The 14,602-nt window shown below is 60.1% G+C and carries 17 protein-coding genes; 4 read left to right on the forward strand and 13 right to left on the reverse strand.

From position 1 onward, the window contains the following. The first annotated feature begins 572 nt into the window (after window positions 1-572). The gene (locus tag B9Z41_RS11725; protein ID WP_100147262.1) at window positions 573-1,238 is read left to right on the forward strand and encodes a hypothetical protein; all 666 of its coding nucleotides are present in this window, start codon (window positions 573-575) and stop codon (window positions 1,236-1,238) included. Window positions 1,239-1,252: 14 nt separating this feature from the next. On the opposite strand, the gene moaC is transcribed toward B9Z41_RS11725, so the two are convergent. Continuing rightward, window positions 1,253-1,729, reverse strand: coding sequence for a cyclic pyranopterin monophosphate synthase MoaC (gene moaC / locus B9Z41_RS11730; RefSeq protein ID WP_100147263.1), 477 nt, complete (start codon window positions 1,727-1,729; stop codon window positions 1,253-1,255). A 67-nt stretch (window positions 1,730-1,796) separates the two neighbouring features. Between moaC and B9Z41_RS11735 the strand changes: the two genes are divergently transcribed. After that, window positions 1,797-3,398 carry a M48 family metalloprotease gene (locus B9Z41_RS11735; protein WP_100147264.1) on the forward strand — a complete coding sequence of 534 codons (1,602 nt, stop codon included), beginning with the start codon at window positions 1,797-1,799 and terminating at the stop codon, window positions 3,396-3,398. On the opposite strand, the gene B9Z41_RS11740 is transcribed toward B9Z41_RS11735, so the two are convergent. Next, window positions 3,360-3,719 carry a phage holin family protein gene (locus B9Z41_RS11740; protein ID WP_100147265.1) on the reverse strand — a complete coding sequence of 120 codons (360 nt, stop codon included), beginning with the start codon at window positions 3,717-3,719 and terminating at the stop codon, window positions 3,360-3,362. The genes B9Z41_RS11735 and B9Z41_RS11740 overlap by 39 nt on opposite strands. 77 nt (window positions 3,720-3,796) lie before the next feature. Here B9Z41_RS11740 and B9Z41_RS11745 point away from each other — a divergent pair, with 77 nt between their 5' ends. Next, on the forward strand, window positions 3,797-4,198 hold the full coding sequence (locus B9Z41_RS11745; protein WP_100147266.1) for a DUF3717 domain-containing protein: 402 nt from the start codon (window positions 3,797-3,799) through the stop codon (window positions 4,196-4,198). Between the two features lie 46 nt (window positions 4,199-4,244). Here B9Z41_RS11745 and B9Z41_RS11750 read toward each other — a convergent pair whose 3' ends face one another. Together B9Z41_RS11750 and purB are read right to left on the reverse strand one after the other, a co-directional pair. After that, a complete protein-coding gene (locus tag B9Z41_RS11750) occupies window positions 4,245-4,805 on the reverse strand; it encodes a YaeQ family protein (RefSeq protein ID WP_100147267.1) in 561 nt (186 codons plus the stop codon). 14 nt (window positions 4,806-4,819) lie between these two features. Then, complete coding sequence (purB, locus tag B9Z41_RS11755; RefSeq protein ID WP_100147268.1) at window positions 4,820-6,199, reverse strand: adenylosuccinate lyase; 1,380 nt, start codon at window positions 6,197-6,199, stop codon at window positions 4,820-4,822. 84 nt (window positions 6,200-6,283) lie between these two features. Here purB and B9Z41_RS11760 point away from each other — a divergent pair, with 84 nt between their 5' ends. Then, window positions 6,284-6,898, forward strand: coding sequence for a glutathione S-transferase C-terminal domain-containing protein (locus B9Z41_RS11760; protein ID WP_100147269.1), 615 nt, complete (start codon window positions 6,284-6,286; stop codon window positions 6,896-6,898). A 33-nt stretch (window positions 6,899-6,931) separates the two neighbouring features. On the opposite strand, the gene B9Z41_RS11765 is transcribed toward B9Z41_RS11760, so the two are convergent. Genes B9Z41_RS11765 through B9Z41_RS11805 form a run of 9 tightly spaced genes read right to left on the reverse strand, consistent with a single transcriptional unit; the run spans window position 6,932 to window position 14,538 of the window. Next, the gene (locus B9Z41_RS11765; protein ID WP_100147270.1) at window positions 6,932-7,408 is read right to left on the reverse strand and encodes a nuclear transport factor 2 family protein; all 477 of its coding nucleotides are present in this window, start codon (window positions 7,406-7,408) and stop codon (window positions 6,932-6,934) included. Between the two features lie 7 nt (window positions 7,409-7,415). Then, complete coding sequence (locus tag B9Z41_RS11770; protein ID WP_100147271.1) at window positions 7,416-8,189, reverse strand: SDR family NAD(P)-dependent oxidoreductase; 774 nt, start codon at window positions 8,187-8,189, stop codon at window positions 7,416-7,418. 1 nt (window position 8,190) lies between these two features. After that, the gene (locus tag B9Z41_RS11775) at window positions 8,191-8,736 is read right to left on the reverse strand and encodes a DUF3833 domain-containing protein (protein WP_100147385.1); all 546 of its coding nucleotides are present in this window, start codon (window positions 8,734-8,736) and stop codon (window positions 8,191-8,193) included. A 4-nt stretch (window positions 8,737-8,740) separates the two neighbouring features. After that, a complete protein-coding gene (locus tag B9Z41_RS11780) occupies window positions 8,741-10,036 on the reverse strand; it encodes an MFS transporter (protein WP_233202653.1) in 1,296 nt (431 codons plus the stop codon). Then, window positions 10,033-10,608, reverse strand: a complete 576-nt coding sequence (locus B9Z41_RS11785; RefSeq protein WP_100147272.1) for a chalcone isomerase family protein — start codon at window positions 10,606-10,608, stop codon at window positions 10,033-10,035. The genes B9Z41_RS11780 and B9Z41_RS11785 overlap by 4 nt, the downstream gene beginning before the upstream one ends. Beyond that, window positions 10,608-11,852 carry a cyclopropane-fatty-acyl-phospholipid synthase family protein gene (locus B9Z41_RS11790; protein ID WP_100147273.1) on the reverse strand — a complete coding sequence of 415 codons (1,245 nt, stop codon included), beginning with the start codon at window positions 11,850-11,852 and terminating at the stop codon, window positions 10,608-10,610. Before B9Z41_RS11790 ends, B9Z41_RS11785 begins: the two co-directional genes overlap by 1 nt. Before the next feature lie 18 nt (window positions 11,853-11,870). Beyond that, window positions 11,871-12,650, reverse strand: coding sequence for a DUF1365 domain-containing protein (locus B9Z41_RS11795; RefSeq protein WP_100147274.1), 780 nt, complete (start codon window positions 12,648-12,650; stop codon window positions 11,871-11,873). Next, entirely contained in the window at window positions 12,647-13,930 is a 1,284-nt protein-coding gene (locus B9Z41_RS11800; RefSeq protein ID WP_100147275.1) for an NAD(P)/FAD-dependent oxidoreductase, read from the reverse strand. The genes B9Z41_RS11795 and B9Z41_RS11800 overlap by 4 nt, the downstream gene beginning before the upstream one ends. Then, window positions 13,927-14,538 (reverse strand): glutathione peroxidase, encoded by a 612-nt coding sequence (locus tag B9Z41_RS11805; protein ID WP_100147387.1) that lies wholly within the window; start codon window positions 14,536-14,538, stop codon window positions 13,927-13,929. Before B9Z41_RS11805 ends, B9Z41_RS11800 begins: the two co-directional genes overlap by 4 nt. Window positions 14,539-14,602: the final 64 nt, after the last annotated feature.

Raw genomic sequence — 14,602 nt, forward strand, 5'->3', positions numbered from 1 at the left:
CCGTTGAACGCTTGTGACCACCTCAACCCGATTGGGCCTTGCTGAAGACATAGTCATATCCATAGTCGTATTCCTAGTTGTTAGTTTAAGGAATACCAACGGGACTGTTTTTCAGGGGGCTAACTCACCCGTATCCAATTCTGGACACTACTACGGACTCCTCAAGATTAGCAATTGATTGGGACTCTGTGAATGGAGTTTTTAGTTGGGATGCTTCTGGAATTACTTGGGCCGTGAATGGAGATCCAATTCCGCTATGGTACGGAGCGCTAAGTTACTTGAGTATTAAATGGGAGTTGACGGACTCTCAAGGGTTGAAGAATATTTGTACTTATACATTGAACTCTGATAATGGTACCGGACCGATACCAGATAACGAGAGCATCGCCTCATACATTGCAATAAGTCAAGATTATTCAAATTTCGCAACATATAGAAATCCTTACGTTTACGGCGTCGACAAATATGCACGTGTAGACAATGAACATACAGGCTACTACTCCCCCCCCGTCATCCTAGACCTCAACGGTGACGGCGTTCATTTCACCTCACTCCAAAGCTCCAACGTCACGATGGATGTTAACTTTGACGGCATTCAAGACAAGATGGCCTGGGCAGGCAACGACGATGGCGTGTTGGTGTGGGACAAAGACCACAACCATCAAATCACAGATGCTTCAGAGTTCGGTTTTCAAACCCTCAAGGTCGATGCCCAAACGGACTTGGAAGGTTTGCAAGCGCTAGACACCAACGGCAATGGCCTACTTGATGCGGGTGATGACAAGTTTGCGGAGTTTGCTGTTTGGCAAGACGCCAATGGCAATGGCAAGACGGATGCGAACGAATTCAAAACACTGAGCGAGCTAAATATTGCCAGCATCAACCTGAAGTCGGATGGCCAAATGCGTGATGCAGGGACGTTGTTGGCCAGCAGTGGCAGTGGCGAAAGCGATGCGGTGGTGATGGGCAATGCAGCCTTCACGCGCACAGACGGCAGCACAGGCCTGGTGGCGGATGCGATGTTGGCTTATGAACCAGGACGTGTTGCCGCAGCAGAAGCCGATGCACAAGTGGCAGAAGTTGTCCGCCAAGCTTTGTTGTTTAACCAGATGTGCAACACAGCCCCGGTTTCAGATGCTGCGGCGTTGGCGTTTGTTCCTATTGAGACGGATGTGACGGTGCAAGACTTACTGGCAACCGCCTCTGAAGCTTCGCACCAAACGCTGCAAGCCGCGTGATGTGAACGACCGACTCACCGACCCACATAACTCCCCGACTTCCCCCCATGCTTCTCTAGCAAGCGCACATCGGTGATGGTCATGCCTCGGTCGACCGCTTTGCACATGTCATAAATCGTGAGCAATGCAATTTGCACGGCGGTCAGTGCCTCCATCTCAACGCCAGTCTGTCCCACGGTTTCTACCGTCGCAGTGCACGCAATGCTGTGGTTGTCGGCGTTCATTGCAAACGCCACGGCAACACGTGTGAGCGCCAAGGGGTGGCACAGAGGAATCAAGTCACTGGTCTTTTTGGCGGCTTGAATCCCTGCGATGCGCGCAATGCCCAGCACGTCGCCTTTTTTCGCGGTGCCGCTTTGCACCAGTTCAAACGTGGCAGGCAGCATGTGAATGCTGCCACTGGCGACACCAACCCGACGCGTGTGGGCTTTGTCGGCCACATCGACCATGTGGGCTTGGCCTTGGGCATCAAAGTGAGTGAGTGTGGACATGGGCAAATTCACCGGGGGTTAACATGACAGGCGCATCATACGGCCCGGCCCCTCTGTCTCTGTCACCATGCTTTCATACGCTTCAATTTTTGCTTCTGTGCACCGCGCTGGCTGGCAACGTCTGGGTTTGCTGGGGCTGTGCGTGAGCTTGGGGTTGCCGCTCAACCCCCTGCACGCCCAGCCTGCTACCACCCGTTTGCCCAACTTGGGCGACGGCGCTGAATTGCCCCTGGGTGCAGAGCGTCGCCTGGGCGAGAGCATTGCACGCGAAATCTACCGCGACCCCGACTACATCGACGACCCAGTGCTGGGCGACTACCTGCAATCCATTTGGCAAGTGCTGTTGGACTCAGCCAGACAGCGCGGTGAACTCACCCCGGAGTTGGAGCAACAGTTTGCTTGGCAAGTGGCCTTGATTCGCGACCGCAGCATCAACGCCTTTGCGCTGCCTGGCGGGTATTTGGGCGTGCACTTGGGCCTGATCTCTGCCGTGGCCAGCCCCGATGAGTTGGCCTCGGTGCTCGCGCACGAACTCACCCACGTGACCCAGCGCCACATTGCCCGCATGATGGCGCAGCAAGGGCGTCAAGGCCCGATGGTGGTGGCGGCCATGATCTTGGGCATGCTGGCGGCCAGCCGAACACCCAGCGCCAGTGGCATGAGTGCTGCCAACGCCGTCATGGTGGGCGGTTCAGCCGCCGCCATGCAAAGCCAGTTGAATTTTTCGCGTGACATGGAGCGCGAGGCCGACCGCATTGGCTATGGCGTGATGACCGGCGCTGGCTTCGAGCCGCAAGGCTTTGTCACCATGTTTGAAAAGCTGCAACAAGCGGCGCGTTTGAACGACAACGGTTCCTTCCCCTACCTGCGCAGCCACCCCATGACCAACGAGCGCATTGCCGACGCCCAAGTGCGTCAGCAGTTGCTGCCTCCACGCCCTGCGTTGGCCTTGCGTGCGGTACACGCCATGATGGCCGCACGCGCCCAAGTGTTGACCGGCCCCGGTGTCGATGCCTTGCGTGCCATCAGCGCACAAGGCTCGGCCAGCAACTTGGCGTCGGCTCCCGTGGCCAAGCAGGCTGGGGCGTTATATGGCGCCACCATGGCTGACATGGCTCTGCGTGAATGGGCTTCTGCCCGACAGCATATGGCACGTTTGCAGGCCTTGCCCAATTCAGATGCCCCCGCCGCATACGCCGTGCGCTTGCTCAGCACTGAACTGGCCTTGGCCATGGGCGACGCCACGCAAGCCCTTGGTGTGATCGAACCCAAAGTCCGCGTGCTTGCCGCAGACGACCGTTCCGGCCACCTGCTGTTGGCGCAAAGTCGTTTGGCTTCCAAGCAAGTGGCGCAAGCCAAACTGGCCAGCCAAGAATTGATGCTGTGGCTCAACCAACGTCCGCGCGATGCCTTGGCCTGGCAACTGCTCGCGTCGGCCTATGAGCTGCAAGGCGACAGCTTGCGCGCCATCCGCGCACAGGCCGAGGCACGTGCCATGGAGTTGGATTACCCGGCGGCTGTGGACCGCTTCAAAGCGGCGCAAGAGTTGTCTAGGGGTTTGGCGCGTGAAGGTCGCTTAGACCGCGCCGGGCACATCGAGGCATCCATCATCGATGCCCGCCTGCGCCAGTTAGAGAATTTGCGGCGGGAACAAGCGCTGGAGCGCTGAGTCAATCACCACGCCAAACGCTGAGTAGACCAGCGAGCCCAGCAAGGCCGCGCCAAAGCCTTGCACCTGGAAGCCGTCCAAGATGCCGGCCACGGCCCAAAACATCAAGGCATTGATGACAAACAAAAACAACCCCAGCGTGACCACGGTCACAGGCAGCGTCAGCACCACCAGCGCAGGGCGCACCACCAAGTTGAACAAACCGATCACAAAGGCGGCCACCATGGCCGCGCCAAAGCCCGTGACTTCAACGCCGCTGTAGAGATGTGCCAGGGCCAAGAGGGCCACGGCATGGAGTAACCAAGAGAAAATAAGTTTCATGTCAGGCCAGCATAGCATCCCGGCTATCATCCACACCCCCCAACGCCCCGGTTTATTAGGTAGCCCCCTCTAGCGCCATGTCAGGTATCCACATCACCGACATCGAAGCCGCCATCAATTTTTGGCGCGACAAAAAGCCCTCTCCTGATGGCGTCACACTCGCGCCTGAAATTCGTGCCTTGGCAGAGGTCTATGCCTTGATGGTTTATTACCGAGAAGACGAAGCCGCTGAAAAAGGTTTCCCACCCAAAGCCTATGACGCGTGGCTCACTTGGTACCAGAGCACGCCAGACACGCCCTGCATCGCCATCTGCTCCACCAGCCAGGGTGACCCCGAATGCAAAGGCTGTGGCCGCACGTTTGACGAGGTGCAGTACTGGACCGAAATGTCACCCGCAGACAAGCGCAGCACCTGGCGGCGCATCAGCATCATCGGGACTTCGTGGCGCTTCAACAAATACGCTGAGCGCGCCGCCTAAAGTTTGAGAGAAAGCGCAGCCTCTTAAAAATGGGATGCGCTCGGGCCTACTTCCAGCGCTCGCACTCGATGTCAACCGTGGTCTTGCCATTGCTCATCATCACCACGCCTTCTTGCACCGTGGCTTGCAACTGCATGCTGCGCTCGGCCAGCTTGGCCAACTCTTGCGAGGCCGCGCTGGGAATGCGCCACACCTGCAAGGTGCTGGGTTTGATGAGTTTGTTTTGCATGGTGCGCCACCACACCTCACCCGAGCTGGAGAACACATACAGCATCACCTGATCGGCTTTGCTACAGGCTTTGAGCAGGGGCTTTTCTTCGGGCTGGCCGACCTCAATCCACAGCCGCGTGCGGCCGGTGAAGTCGCGCAGCATCACGTCGGGTTCGTTGGGGTCTGACAAACCGGCACCAAAGCCCAGCACGCCGTCACCGTTGCACACGTCTTGCAACTGGTGCGCTTGCAGCGACAGGGCCACCAGACGAACCATCATGCGTTCGTCGGTCTCGCTCGGGTGGCGCGCCAAGGTGAGCGCGTGGTCGGCGTAGTAGCCGTGGTCAATGTCGGCGATCTGAACGTTCGCCTTGAAGATGGTGGATTTGATGGCCATGGGGTGTGCGTCGCTCAGACGCGGCGGGCCAGCTCTGCCGCCTTGCCCACGTAGCTGCCGGGGGTCATGGTCAACAGGCGGTCAATCTCAGGCTGAGGAATCTCCAGCGAACGAATCAAACCATGCAAGGCTTCGGGGGTCACCGTCTTGCCGCGGGTCACCTCTTTGAGTTTTTCATACGCACCCTGCACGCCATAGCGGCGCATCACGGTTTGAATCGGCTCTGCCAGCACTTCCCAGGCGGCGTCCAGGTCAGCGTCCAGCGCTTCGCGGTTGAGTTCGAGCTTGTTCAAACCCACATGCAGCGACTGGTACGCCAGTGCGGCGTAGCCCAGCGCCACGCCCATGTTGCGCAACACCGTCGAGTCGGTCAAATCGCGCTGCCAGCGGCTGATGGGCAACTTCTCGCTCAGGTGTTTGAGCAAGGCATTGGCCAGACCTAAGTTGCCTTCGGCGTTTTCAAAATCAATCGGGTTGACTTTGTGCGGCATGGTGGACGAGCCAATCTCGCCCGCCTTCAAGCGCTGCTTGAAATAGCCCAACGACACATAGCCCCACACATCGCGTGACCAGTCGATCAGGATGGTGTTGGCACGTGCCACCGCATCGAACAACTCGGCCATGTAGTCGTGAGGCTCGATCTGAATGCTGTAGGGCTGGAACGTCAGCCCCAGGCCCACAGGCTCAGGTGTTTCCACCACGCGGCGGCTGAAGGCTTCCCAGTCCATGTCGGGCCAGGCGCTCAGGTGGGCGTTGTAGTTGCCCACCGCACCGTTCATCTTCGCCATCATCGGTACGGCGGCAATGCGCGCACGCACGGTTTGCAAACGCATCACCACGTTGGCCACCTCTTTGCCCACCGTGGTGGGGCTGGCGGTCTGGCCGTGGGTGCGACTGAGCATGGGCACATCGGCGTAGGTGTGCGCCATCTCGCGCAACTTGGCAATCAAGCCGTCGAGCCCGGGCAACACCACGTGGTCGCGACCGGCTTTGAGCTGCAAGGCGTGGCTGGTGTTGTTGATGTCTTCGCTGGTGCAGGCAAAGTGAACAAACTCGGCGGCTGCTTCAAGCTCGGCGTGCCCCTTGAATTGGTTCTTGATCCAGTACTCCACCGCCTTCACATCGTGGTTGGTGGTCTTCTCAATCTCTTTGATGGCGAGCGCGTCCTCGGTGGAAAACTGGCTCACCAAGCCCAGCAAGTGGCTGCGGGCTGCGGCGCTCAAAGGCTTGAACTCGTCAAAGCCCGCGTCACTCAAGGCGATGAACCAGGCGATTTCGACTTGCACACGGCGGTGCATATAGCCTTGCTCGCTCATCAAAGGACGAAGGGCGGAGAGTTTGGCGGCGTATCGGCCGTCCAGCGGCGATAAGGCCGTGACTTGGGTAATGCTCATCCTCAGATTTTAGGTGGTGCCGCGCACACCTGACGCTGCATGGAGCCCGATAAAATGCACGCCAATTCAAACCACACACGATTTATGAAACTCATTGGTGCCATCAGCAGTCCCTACGTGCGCAAAGTACGCATCGTCATGGCTGAGAAAAAACTGGACTACCAGTTCTTGCTTGAAGACGTTTGGTCTGCCGACACCCACATCGCCCAATCCAACCCCTTGGGCAAGGTGCCGTGCCTCATCATGGAAGGTGGCGAGGCGCTGTTTGATTCGCGCGTCATCGTGGAATACGTCGACACCTTGTCGCCGGTGGGCAAGCTCATTCCTGTAGGCGGACGTGACCGCGCCGAAGTCAAAACCTGGGAGGCCTTGGCCGATGGGCTGTTAGACGCTGCGATCTTGGCCCGCTTGGAAGCGCACTGGCCGGGTCGCGCCGATGCCGAACGCAGCCAAGCCTGGATTGAGCGTCAGATGAAAAAAATCGACGACAGCCTGGCTGCCATGGACCGCGCTTTGGCCGAACGCAACTACTGCATGGGCATTCACTTGAGCCTGGCCGACATTGCCGTGGGCTGTGCCCTGGGCTATTTGGATTTCCGCTTTGCCTACATCGATTGGCGCAGCGAGCACCCCAACCTCGGCGCTTTGTACGAGCGCTTGGCGCAACGCCCTAGTTTTCAAGACACCCAGCCAGCGTGAACGGCCAACGCCCGCTGCAGCGGGCCTTTTCTTTCAGCGGTTGGCGCGGCGTTTGAGCCAGCGCATCAAAGCGCCCACCAGCGGTAACTTTTCGTACAGCTCTTCGGCGGCATCCCAGTAGTCGCGGTGTACGGCCACGCGCCAAACGCCTTGGTCTTGGCGCAGCACCAAGTGGCTGGCCCCTCGGACGGTCTGCGTCGTGCCGCGCTTGAAGTTGCGAAACGCAAACAAAAAATCCCAGGTCACACAACACTGTGCGCCTTGTTGCACGCATTGGGTGATGACAAAGCGAGGGGCCTCTAATTCGCAAAACATGTGCTCAAAAATCGCGCGGATGGCGGCCAAGCCTGTCACCTCGTTGAACGGGTCTTTGAACTGTGCATCGTGGCTGTAAATGTCGCCCAGTTGCGCCAAGTCGCTGGGTTGCAGGTGTTCAAAAAAAGCCACCAAGCGTGCCACTGCGGCTTGCGGGGTGTCGGTGCCAAGAGGGGTGTGTTCGCGGGTGTGCATGAGGGCCTCACAGGCCGGTGGCGCGGTGCACGATGGCAAAGTACCACCGGTAGGGCAACACGCGCAACAGCTTGAGCCAGCGCGTGAAGCGCTTGGGGAAATGAATTTCAAACAGCCCACGGGCCCAGCCCTGCAACATGGCGTCGGCGGCTTGCGCCGGGCTGATCAAGGCCGGCATCTCGAAGCTGTTTTGTGCAGTCAGAGGCGTGGCGACAAAGCCCGGGTTGACCACGCTCACGCCGATGCCTTGCGATGCGAGGTCCATGTACAAGGCTTCGGCCAAGTGAATCAACGCCGCTTTGGTGGGGCCATAGGCCAGGCTTTGCGGCAAGCCCCTGTAGCCTGCCACGCTGGATATCAAACTCAGGTGACCCTGGCCTTGTTGCAGCAGGCTTGGCAACACGGCGTCCAGCATGTGCAAGGCACCGGTGTAGTTGACCGCCTGGTGTTGCAGCATCTCGGGCAGCGAATACGCTGTGGCCCGCACCGACTTGTAATAGCCCGCGCAGTACACCACCACATCCAGCCCTTGCAGTGCTTGCACTTGCTCGGCCACGTGTCGCATGGCGTGGGCATCTGTCACATCTAAGGCAAAGGCATGGGCGCCCGCGTGCGCTTGAACAAACGCTGCCAACAACTCGCCTTGGCGTGCCGACACCACCACGCGCGCCCCAGCGGCATGCAGCGCGTGTGCAGTGGCCAGGCCAATGCCGCTGGACGCGCCAATCAGCCACACACTGCGGCCTGCCCATTGGGTGATGGGTGGGTTCATGGGCCGCATGTCAGGCTCGCCGTTGGAACGACAGGGTCACATCGCCCAGGTGGATGCCCCACTTGGTCATGCGTGCTTTGTTGAGCATGACCTGTGGCGTCATCAGGTACATCCAGTCGTCCATCTGCACGTTCCAGACTTGGCCATCGACCGGCAGCGCCAGGGTGTAGCCCCACCGAAAGCTGTTGCCACGGGTTTGGCCTTGGGCCGTGCCCACCACGTCGCCCGCCGTGCCGCTGTAGGCCCCGTTGCCCAAGTGCTGCAAACGCCAAATGCGTTTGTCGCGGGTGCCGTCGGCATACACAAAGTCTTCGTCCAGCACGCCGCTGTCGCCTTGCCATTGGCAGTTCATCACCACGGTGAAGCGTTTGACCACCTTGCCGTTGCGGTCGGTGAACACGCCCCATGCATCCACGGTGCCGTTGAAGTACTGGCGCAGGTCCAGCAGCGGGCGCTCGTTGGCATAGTCGTCCACGCTGGGGCTGGCGCAGCCACTCAGGGCTGCGGCGCCCACCACCGTGCCCACGCTACCCAGCAACAGTTTTCGTCGGTTCATCATGTCAGTTCTCCTGCAACACATGGCGCAGCGTCCACAAACGCCACGCGGCTAAAAATTTCAGACCGCAAGGCAGCACACCATAGGCCAAGGTCAGCGCCCACAGTCCTGAGGCATTGTGCGCTCCTGGTGTGTAGCCCAGGGCTTGCAAGGCCGGCAAGCTCACGCCCGCAGCCAAGGCGAGGTTGAGTTTGGTCGCCACTTGCCACCACCCCAGGTAGCGGCCCTCATGCGCGCCGTCGTCACCCGCCCGTTGAATCACGCCTGTCAGCAAGGCACCAGGCACCACCAGGTCGGCACCCAGCGCCAAACCCGACAAGGCGCAGATCACGCCAAAGCCGATCAAGTCGCCGGCAGCCAAGCTGACCGTCCACATGAACACGCCCATGGCCAGCGCCATCCCGAGGCCCCAGGCCTGCAACAGTCCCACGCGGCGCACCACACGCAGCCACAGCGGCAGCGACGCCGCGGCGGCCACAAAGTAGAGGCCTAGGTAGCGCGCCTCAAAGCCGCTGGGCGCTTGCAGTTGGTCTTGGATGAAAAACATCACCAAGGTGGCCGGCACGGCGCTGGCAATGCCGTTGAGCACAAACACTTGCAGCAGGGCGCGAAACGCTGGGCGTTGCAGCGGCGATGCATCGCTGACCGGGACACTGTGTGTGTCGTGTCTTGGCTGCGACGGAAACGGTGCGCTGCGCCACAGCCACCAGCACAGGCCCAGTGCCAACGCAAATCCACTCACCAGCAGGTGGGCATGCAGCAAGGTGGGCAAGACCGAGGCCAGCACCACCCCCACCAGCCCTAAGCCTTCGCGCCACGCCACGATGCGGCTTTGCTGTGTGGCTTGGCCACCCAAGCGGGTGCCCCAAGACTGCAAGCTCAGGTTCAAGCAGGTGGCCCCCACATAGGCCAGCACCAAGCACACGGCGGCGAAGGGCAGAACGTTGTCGGGCGTGACCTGCACACCCAGCAGGCGCAACCACACATCGGGCAGCCACAAGCCAGCAAAGCCCAAGGCCAACAGAACGCTCAACGCGCCGGTGCGTTGGCGCACGCGTGCCATGCCCTGGGCAAACCAGCTGTCACAGCGCGCGCCCAGCCAGGGGTCGAGCAAGGCATCCAGGGCGCGCACGGCCAACAGCAAGGCGCCTAGGCTGGCCAGTGACACGCCCCACTCGGTGGCGTAACGGTGTGGCAGCAGCACATACAAAGGCAAGCTCACAAAGGCCAGCGGCAAAGCCATTCCACTCAAGCGCAGCCACTGCGTGATGGGCCACGGTGCGTGGTGGGTGTTCGTCACGGCGAAGCGCCTGCCAGCAACTGTTGGCGCAACAGCGGTTGCGAGGTTTGCGGCGAGAGCCAAATGCCAAAGAAGCGGCGTGCAAACTCCAGCTCGCGTATCTCGCCCACGGCTTTGCCTTGGTGCAAAAACTGCGCGCCCGACTCGGGCAAGTACACCCCGGTGATCACCTCGCCGCTGCGCACATTGGGCAGCAGAGATTGCAAGCTTTGCAGCCAAGTGGCGGACTGTTCGGCACTCAGGGCGCGCTGGCCTTGCATCTCGGCGATGGAGCGCTGCGCAATGTCGCGGCCCTGAAAGTCGCGCAAATAGCGCAGCTCCAACACCAAGCGCTGCGAGGCCCAGTCGTTGGGGGCAAATGTGGCGTTGCTGGCCCACAGGCTGGCGTGGTACACGTCAAAGCCCCAGTAGGTGAAGCGATGCTCACCCACCAGCCGTGGGTTGCCCAGCAGGGGGCGCAGGCGTTGAAAGGCCTGTGCGGCCAGTTCTTTGCTGGCGGTGTTGTCTTGCGCAAGCGCAGGCCAGGCGCACACCAAGGGCAGCGCGCCGAGGAGCCAAGACCTGCGCTGCATCACACCTTCTCCAGCGTGTACTGCACCACGTCGATGTTGGCTTGTTCAAACGCCGCTTCGCAATAGGCCAGGTAGAAATCCCAAATGCGTACAAAGCGCTCGTCAAAACCCAAGGCCAGCACGCGCGGCTTGTCGGCCAAAAAGTCGTGACGCCAGCGACGCAGGGTCTCGGCGTAATCCAGGCCAAAGGCCATCTCGTCCACGATGCGCAAGCCCGCTGTGGCCGCCTGCGCACGAAACTCGCGCGGACACGGCAAGCAGCCACCCGGGAAGATGTATTGCTGAATGAAGTCGGTGCTTTTGACATAGCGTTCAAACAACGCGTCGTCGATCACGATGGTTTGAATGCACGCTTTGCCGCCGGCTTTTAGCAAGCGCTGCACCGTCTCAAAGTAGGTCGGCCAATATTCCTGGCCCACGGCTTCGAGCATTTCGATCGAGCAAATCGCGTCGTAGGGCCCGTCGTTGATGTCGCGGTAGTCTTGCAAGCGCAAGTCGCTGCTGGCTGCCAACCCCACGCGCTGCATGCGCTCTTGGGCGTAGGCCAATTGCTCATGGCTCAGGGTCACGCCGTGCATGCGGGCACCAAACTCCAAGCCACCCATCTCGGCCAGTGCGCCCCAGCCGCAACCAATCTCCATCACCCGGTCGCCAGGCTTGACACCCGCCATGCACAAGGCGCGGTGCACTTTGGCGTTTTGCGCGAGTGACAAGTCTTGGCTGCGGTCATCGCCAAACCAAGCCGACGAGTAGTTCATGGTGGGGTCTAGCCACAGCTGGTAGAACGCGTTGCCCAAATCGTAATGGGCGTGGATGTTTTTGGCGCTGTTGCGCCGTGTGTTGCGGTGGAGCAAATGCCGCACGCGGTACACCAAGCGGCCCAGCCAGTGGCCGTAGATCAGGTCGTCCATCTCGCGGCGGTTGGCCACCAGCAGTTGCAGCAACTCCGGCAAATGCGGTGTGCTCCAGTCGCCCGCGATGTAGCCCTCGGCAAAGCCGATGTCGCCGGATTTGGTGGCCTCACGCAAAGGCTTCCAGTTGTGCAAATGCAAGTGCGCATGCAAGCCGGGATGCGCGTTGTCGTGTTGGCCAAACTGCGTGGTGCTGCCGTCAGGCCACATCACGCTCAAGCTGCCGTGGCGCAATTTGTGCAACAAGGCCACCACGCGGCGTGCGCTGGCGGGCATGTCGCTCGACAGGGGCAAGACGGAGGCAGATGTGGTGGAAGAGGTGGTGGTGTTCATGGCGAGTCAGGTTCAACGTCAACGGGTCACAAAATCTTGAGGGGGGGTGGGCTTGGTGAAAAAACGCACACGCTTGCGCCACAGTTGCAGCGCTTGCCAGTGGATGCGTGCCATCACCATCAGCGTCATCAAGGGAAAGCGCCATAAAGCACGCTGTTGCGCTGTGCGCGTGGCGGGCATGAGTGTGCCGCTGACGCTGGTTTGAATCAACGGGCCCAGCGCGTCGTCGTGGTCGACACGTGCCACGGTGCGGTCAGTGGTGCGCATGAAGCGAAAACGGTAAATGCCTTCGATGGCGCAAAACGGCGACACATGAAACACCTTGCTGGCCACCAGTTCTTGGCCCCAGCGTGGTTGATCCAGAAGGTAGCAATGCCGCTCGCCAAAGGTGTTGTTGACTTCAACCACGATGGCGCGCAAGCCGCCATCTGCGGTGTGGCAATACCAAAAACTCACGGGTTTGAAGGTATAGCCCAGCACCCGTGGGTAGCAATGCAGCCACACCTCACCTGTGGCGTCGGTGATGCCCTCTTGCAGCAGCAGCTCATCCAGCCATGCCAGTGCACCGCCTTGTGCGGCGCTGCGTCCGTCGCCGTGGTCCACGTCGTGAAAACTCATCAGCCCGGCCCGGTTGATGGCCAGTTCAGTGGGCGCACCTGCTGCCAGGCTGCGCATGGGCAGCAGCAAAAAATACGTGGCGTAGTCAAACGCATGGTGGCTGGGGCGCAGGCGCGTGTGGCGTACGCGTCCCAAGCCCAACAAGGGCCCGGCGGTGTGCGCGCGTGCGTTTGTGTTCATTGGGCCAGCACACCCAAAGCGGCATCGCGGCCGGCCTTGAAGCCGTCTTCGTGAAACCCATAGCCCATCCAAGCACCGGCGTACCAGGTGTGTTGTTGGCCTTGCAGTGCGCTCACTTGGGCTTGTGCCCGGATGGCGGCCAAGTCAAACACAGGGTGGGCGTACTCGAAGCGGCCCATCACTTGGGTGGGGTCAATCTCTTCGATCGGATTGAGTGACACAAACACGTTGTGTGTGAATGGCAAGGGCTGCAACTGGTTGAGCCAGTAGTGCAGACAGACTTGGGCGCGTTCCGTGTTGGCTTGCGCCGCGCGTTGGTAGTTCCACGCCGCCCAGGCCAGTTTCTTTTTCGGCATCACCGAGGCGTCGGTGTGCAACACCGCCAAGTTGGGGTGGTAGCGCACGGCACCCAAAATACGTTCTTCATCCACACTGGGCGCGGCCAGCATGGCCAACGATTGGTCTGCGTGTGTGGCCAGCACCACGGCGTCAAAGCGTTCACTGCCTGATGCGGTGTGGACGCTGACACCCTGTGCCTCGCGTTCAATCCGTCGTACCGGGGTGTTGAGGCGTTTGTCCTGAATGCGCGCGATGATTTTTTCGACGTAGTGGCGCGCCCCTCCACGCACGGTGTGCCATTGCGGGCGGTTGTTGACCTGCACCAGCCCATGGTTGTGGCAAAACCGCACCATGGTGGCCACAGGAAACATCAGCATTTGATCGGTGGGGCAACTCCAGATGCAGCCCAACATGGGCAGCAAATAGTCATCGCAAAACGCCTCCCCAAAACGGTTGGCCAGCAAAAATTCACACAACGGTTGTGCCAACTCTTCGTCGTGGTTGCGCTCGGCCAATTCGGTGACCAGCGTGTTGAAACGCAGCACCTCGCGCAGCATGCCAATGAAGCGCGGGTTGAATACATTGCGCCGTTGCGCAAACACGGTGTTCAGCGAGGCGCCGTTCCACTCGAGTGGTCGTTGGCCGGGGGCCTGCGGTGCTTGCACCGAGAACGACATGTCGGACTTCGCCGTCTCGACTTGTAATTCGTCGAACAACGCAATCAAACCTGGGTAGGTGCGTTCGTTGAACACCAAAAAGCCGGTGTCCACGCCATGCGTTTGCACACCTTGGGGTGTGGGCAAGGTCACGTCCACGGTGTGGGTGTGACCGCCAAAATAATCGGCTGCTTCAAACAGCGTGATGTCTGCACGACCCGACAGGTGGTGCGCGGCAGACAGGCCCGAAATGCCCGAGCCGATGATGGCGACGCGTCGGCTCATGACCCGTTGGCTTTCGCGGCCAATTGCTTTTCTACTTCGGCCACAAAGCTTTTGTCCTGTGGTCCGGTCATGGCGTTGAAGCTTTTGATGTGTTGGCCGTCACGGCTGATGATGTACTTGTAAAAGTTCCAGCGCGGCGCGGTGCCCGTCTGTTCCGCCAGTTGTTTGAACAAGGGCAGGGCCTCAGGCCCACGCACCGACGACTTGGCAAACATCGGGAATTTCACGCCGTAGGTGTTCTCGCAGAAGTCGGCAATCTTGGCGTTGCTGTCTGGCTCTTGGGAAAAGTCGTTGGAGGGAAAACCCAACAACACCAAGCCACGGTCTTTGTACTTGGCATACAGCGCCTCCAGGCCTTTGTACTGCGAGGTGAACCCGCAGTAGCTGGCGGTGTTGACCACCACCACCACTTGCCCCGCGTATTGGCACAAGGCTTGGGGCTTTTCGTCTTGCAAGCGCAGCACGGTGTGTTGCAGCACGCGTGGGCAGGCGGTGCCCGAAGCGCTGGGTGTGTTCTCAGCCGCGTGGGCCGTGATGGGCGACAGTGACACCCACCCAACCCAGAGCGCAAGGCCTAAACAACGAATGAAACCTGAGAAAAATGACATGAGACCCGCTTGATTTGTGATGGCTATTGAATGATGATGGCGTAAATAGGTGGTTTTGTCCATG

The sequence above is a fragment of the Limnohabitans sp. JirII-31 genome (assembly GCF_002778315.1).
Classification (GTDB): domain Bacteria; phylum Pseudomonadota; class Gammaproteobacteria; order Burkholderiales; family Burkholderiaceae_C; genus Limnohabitans.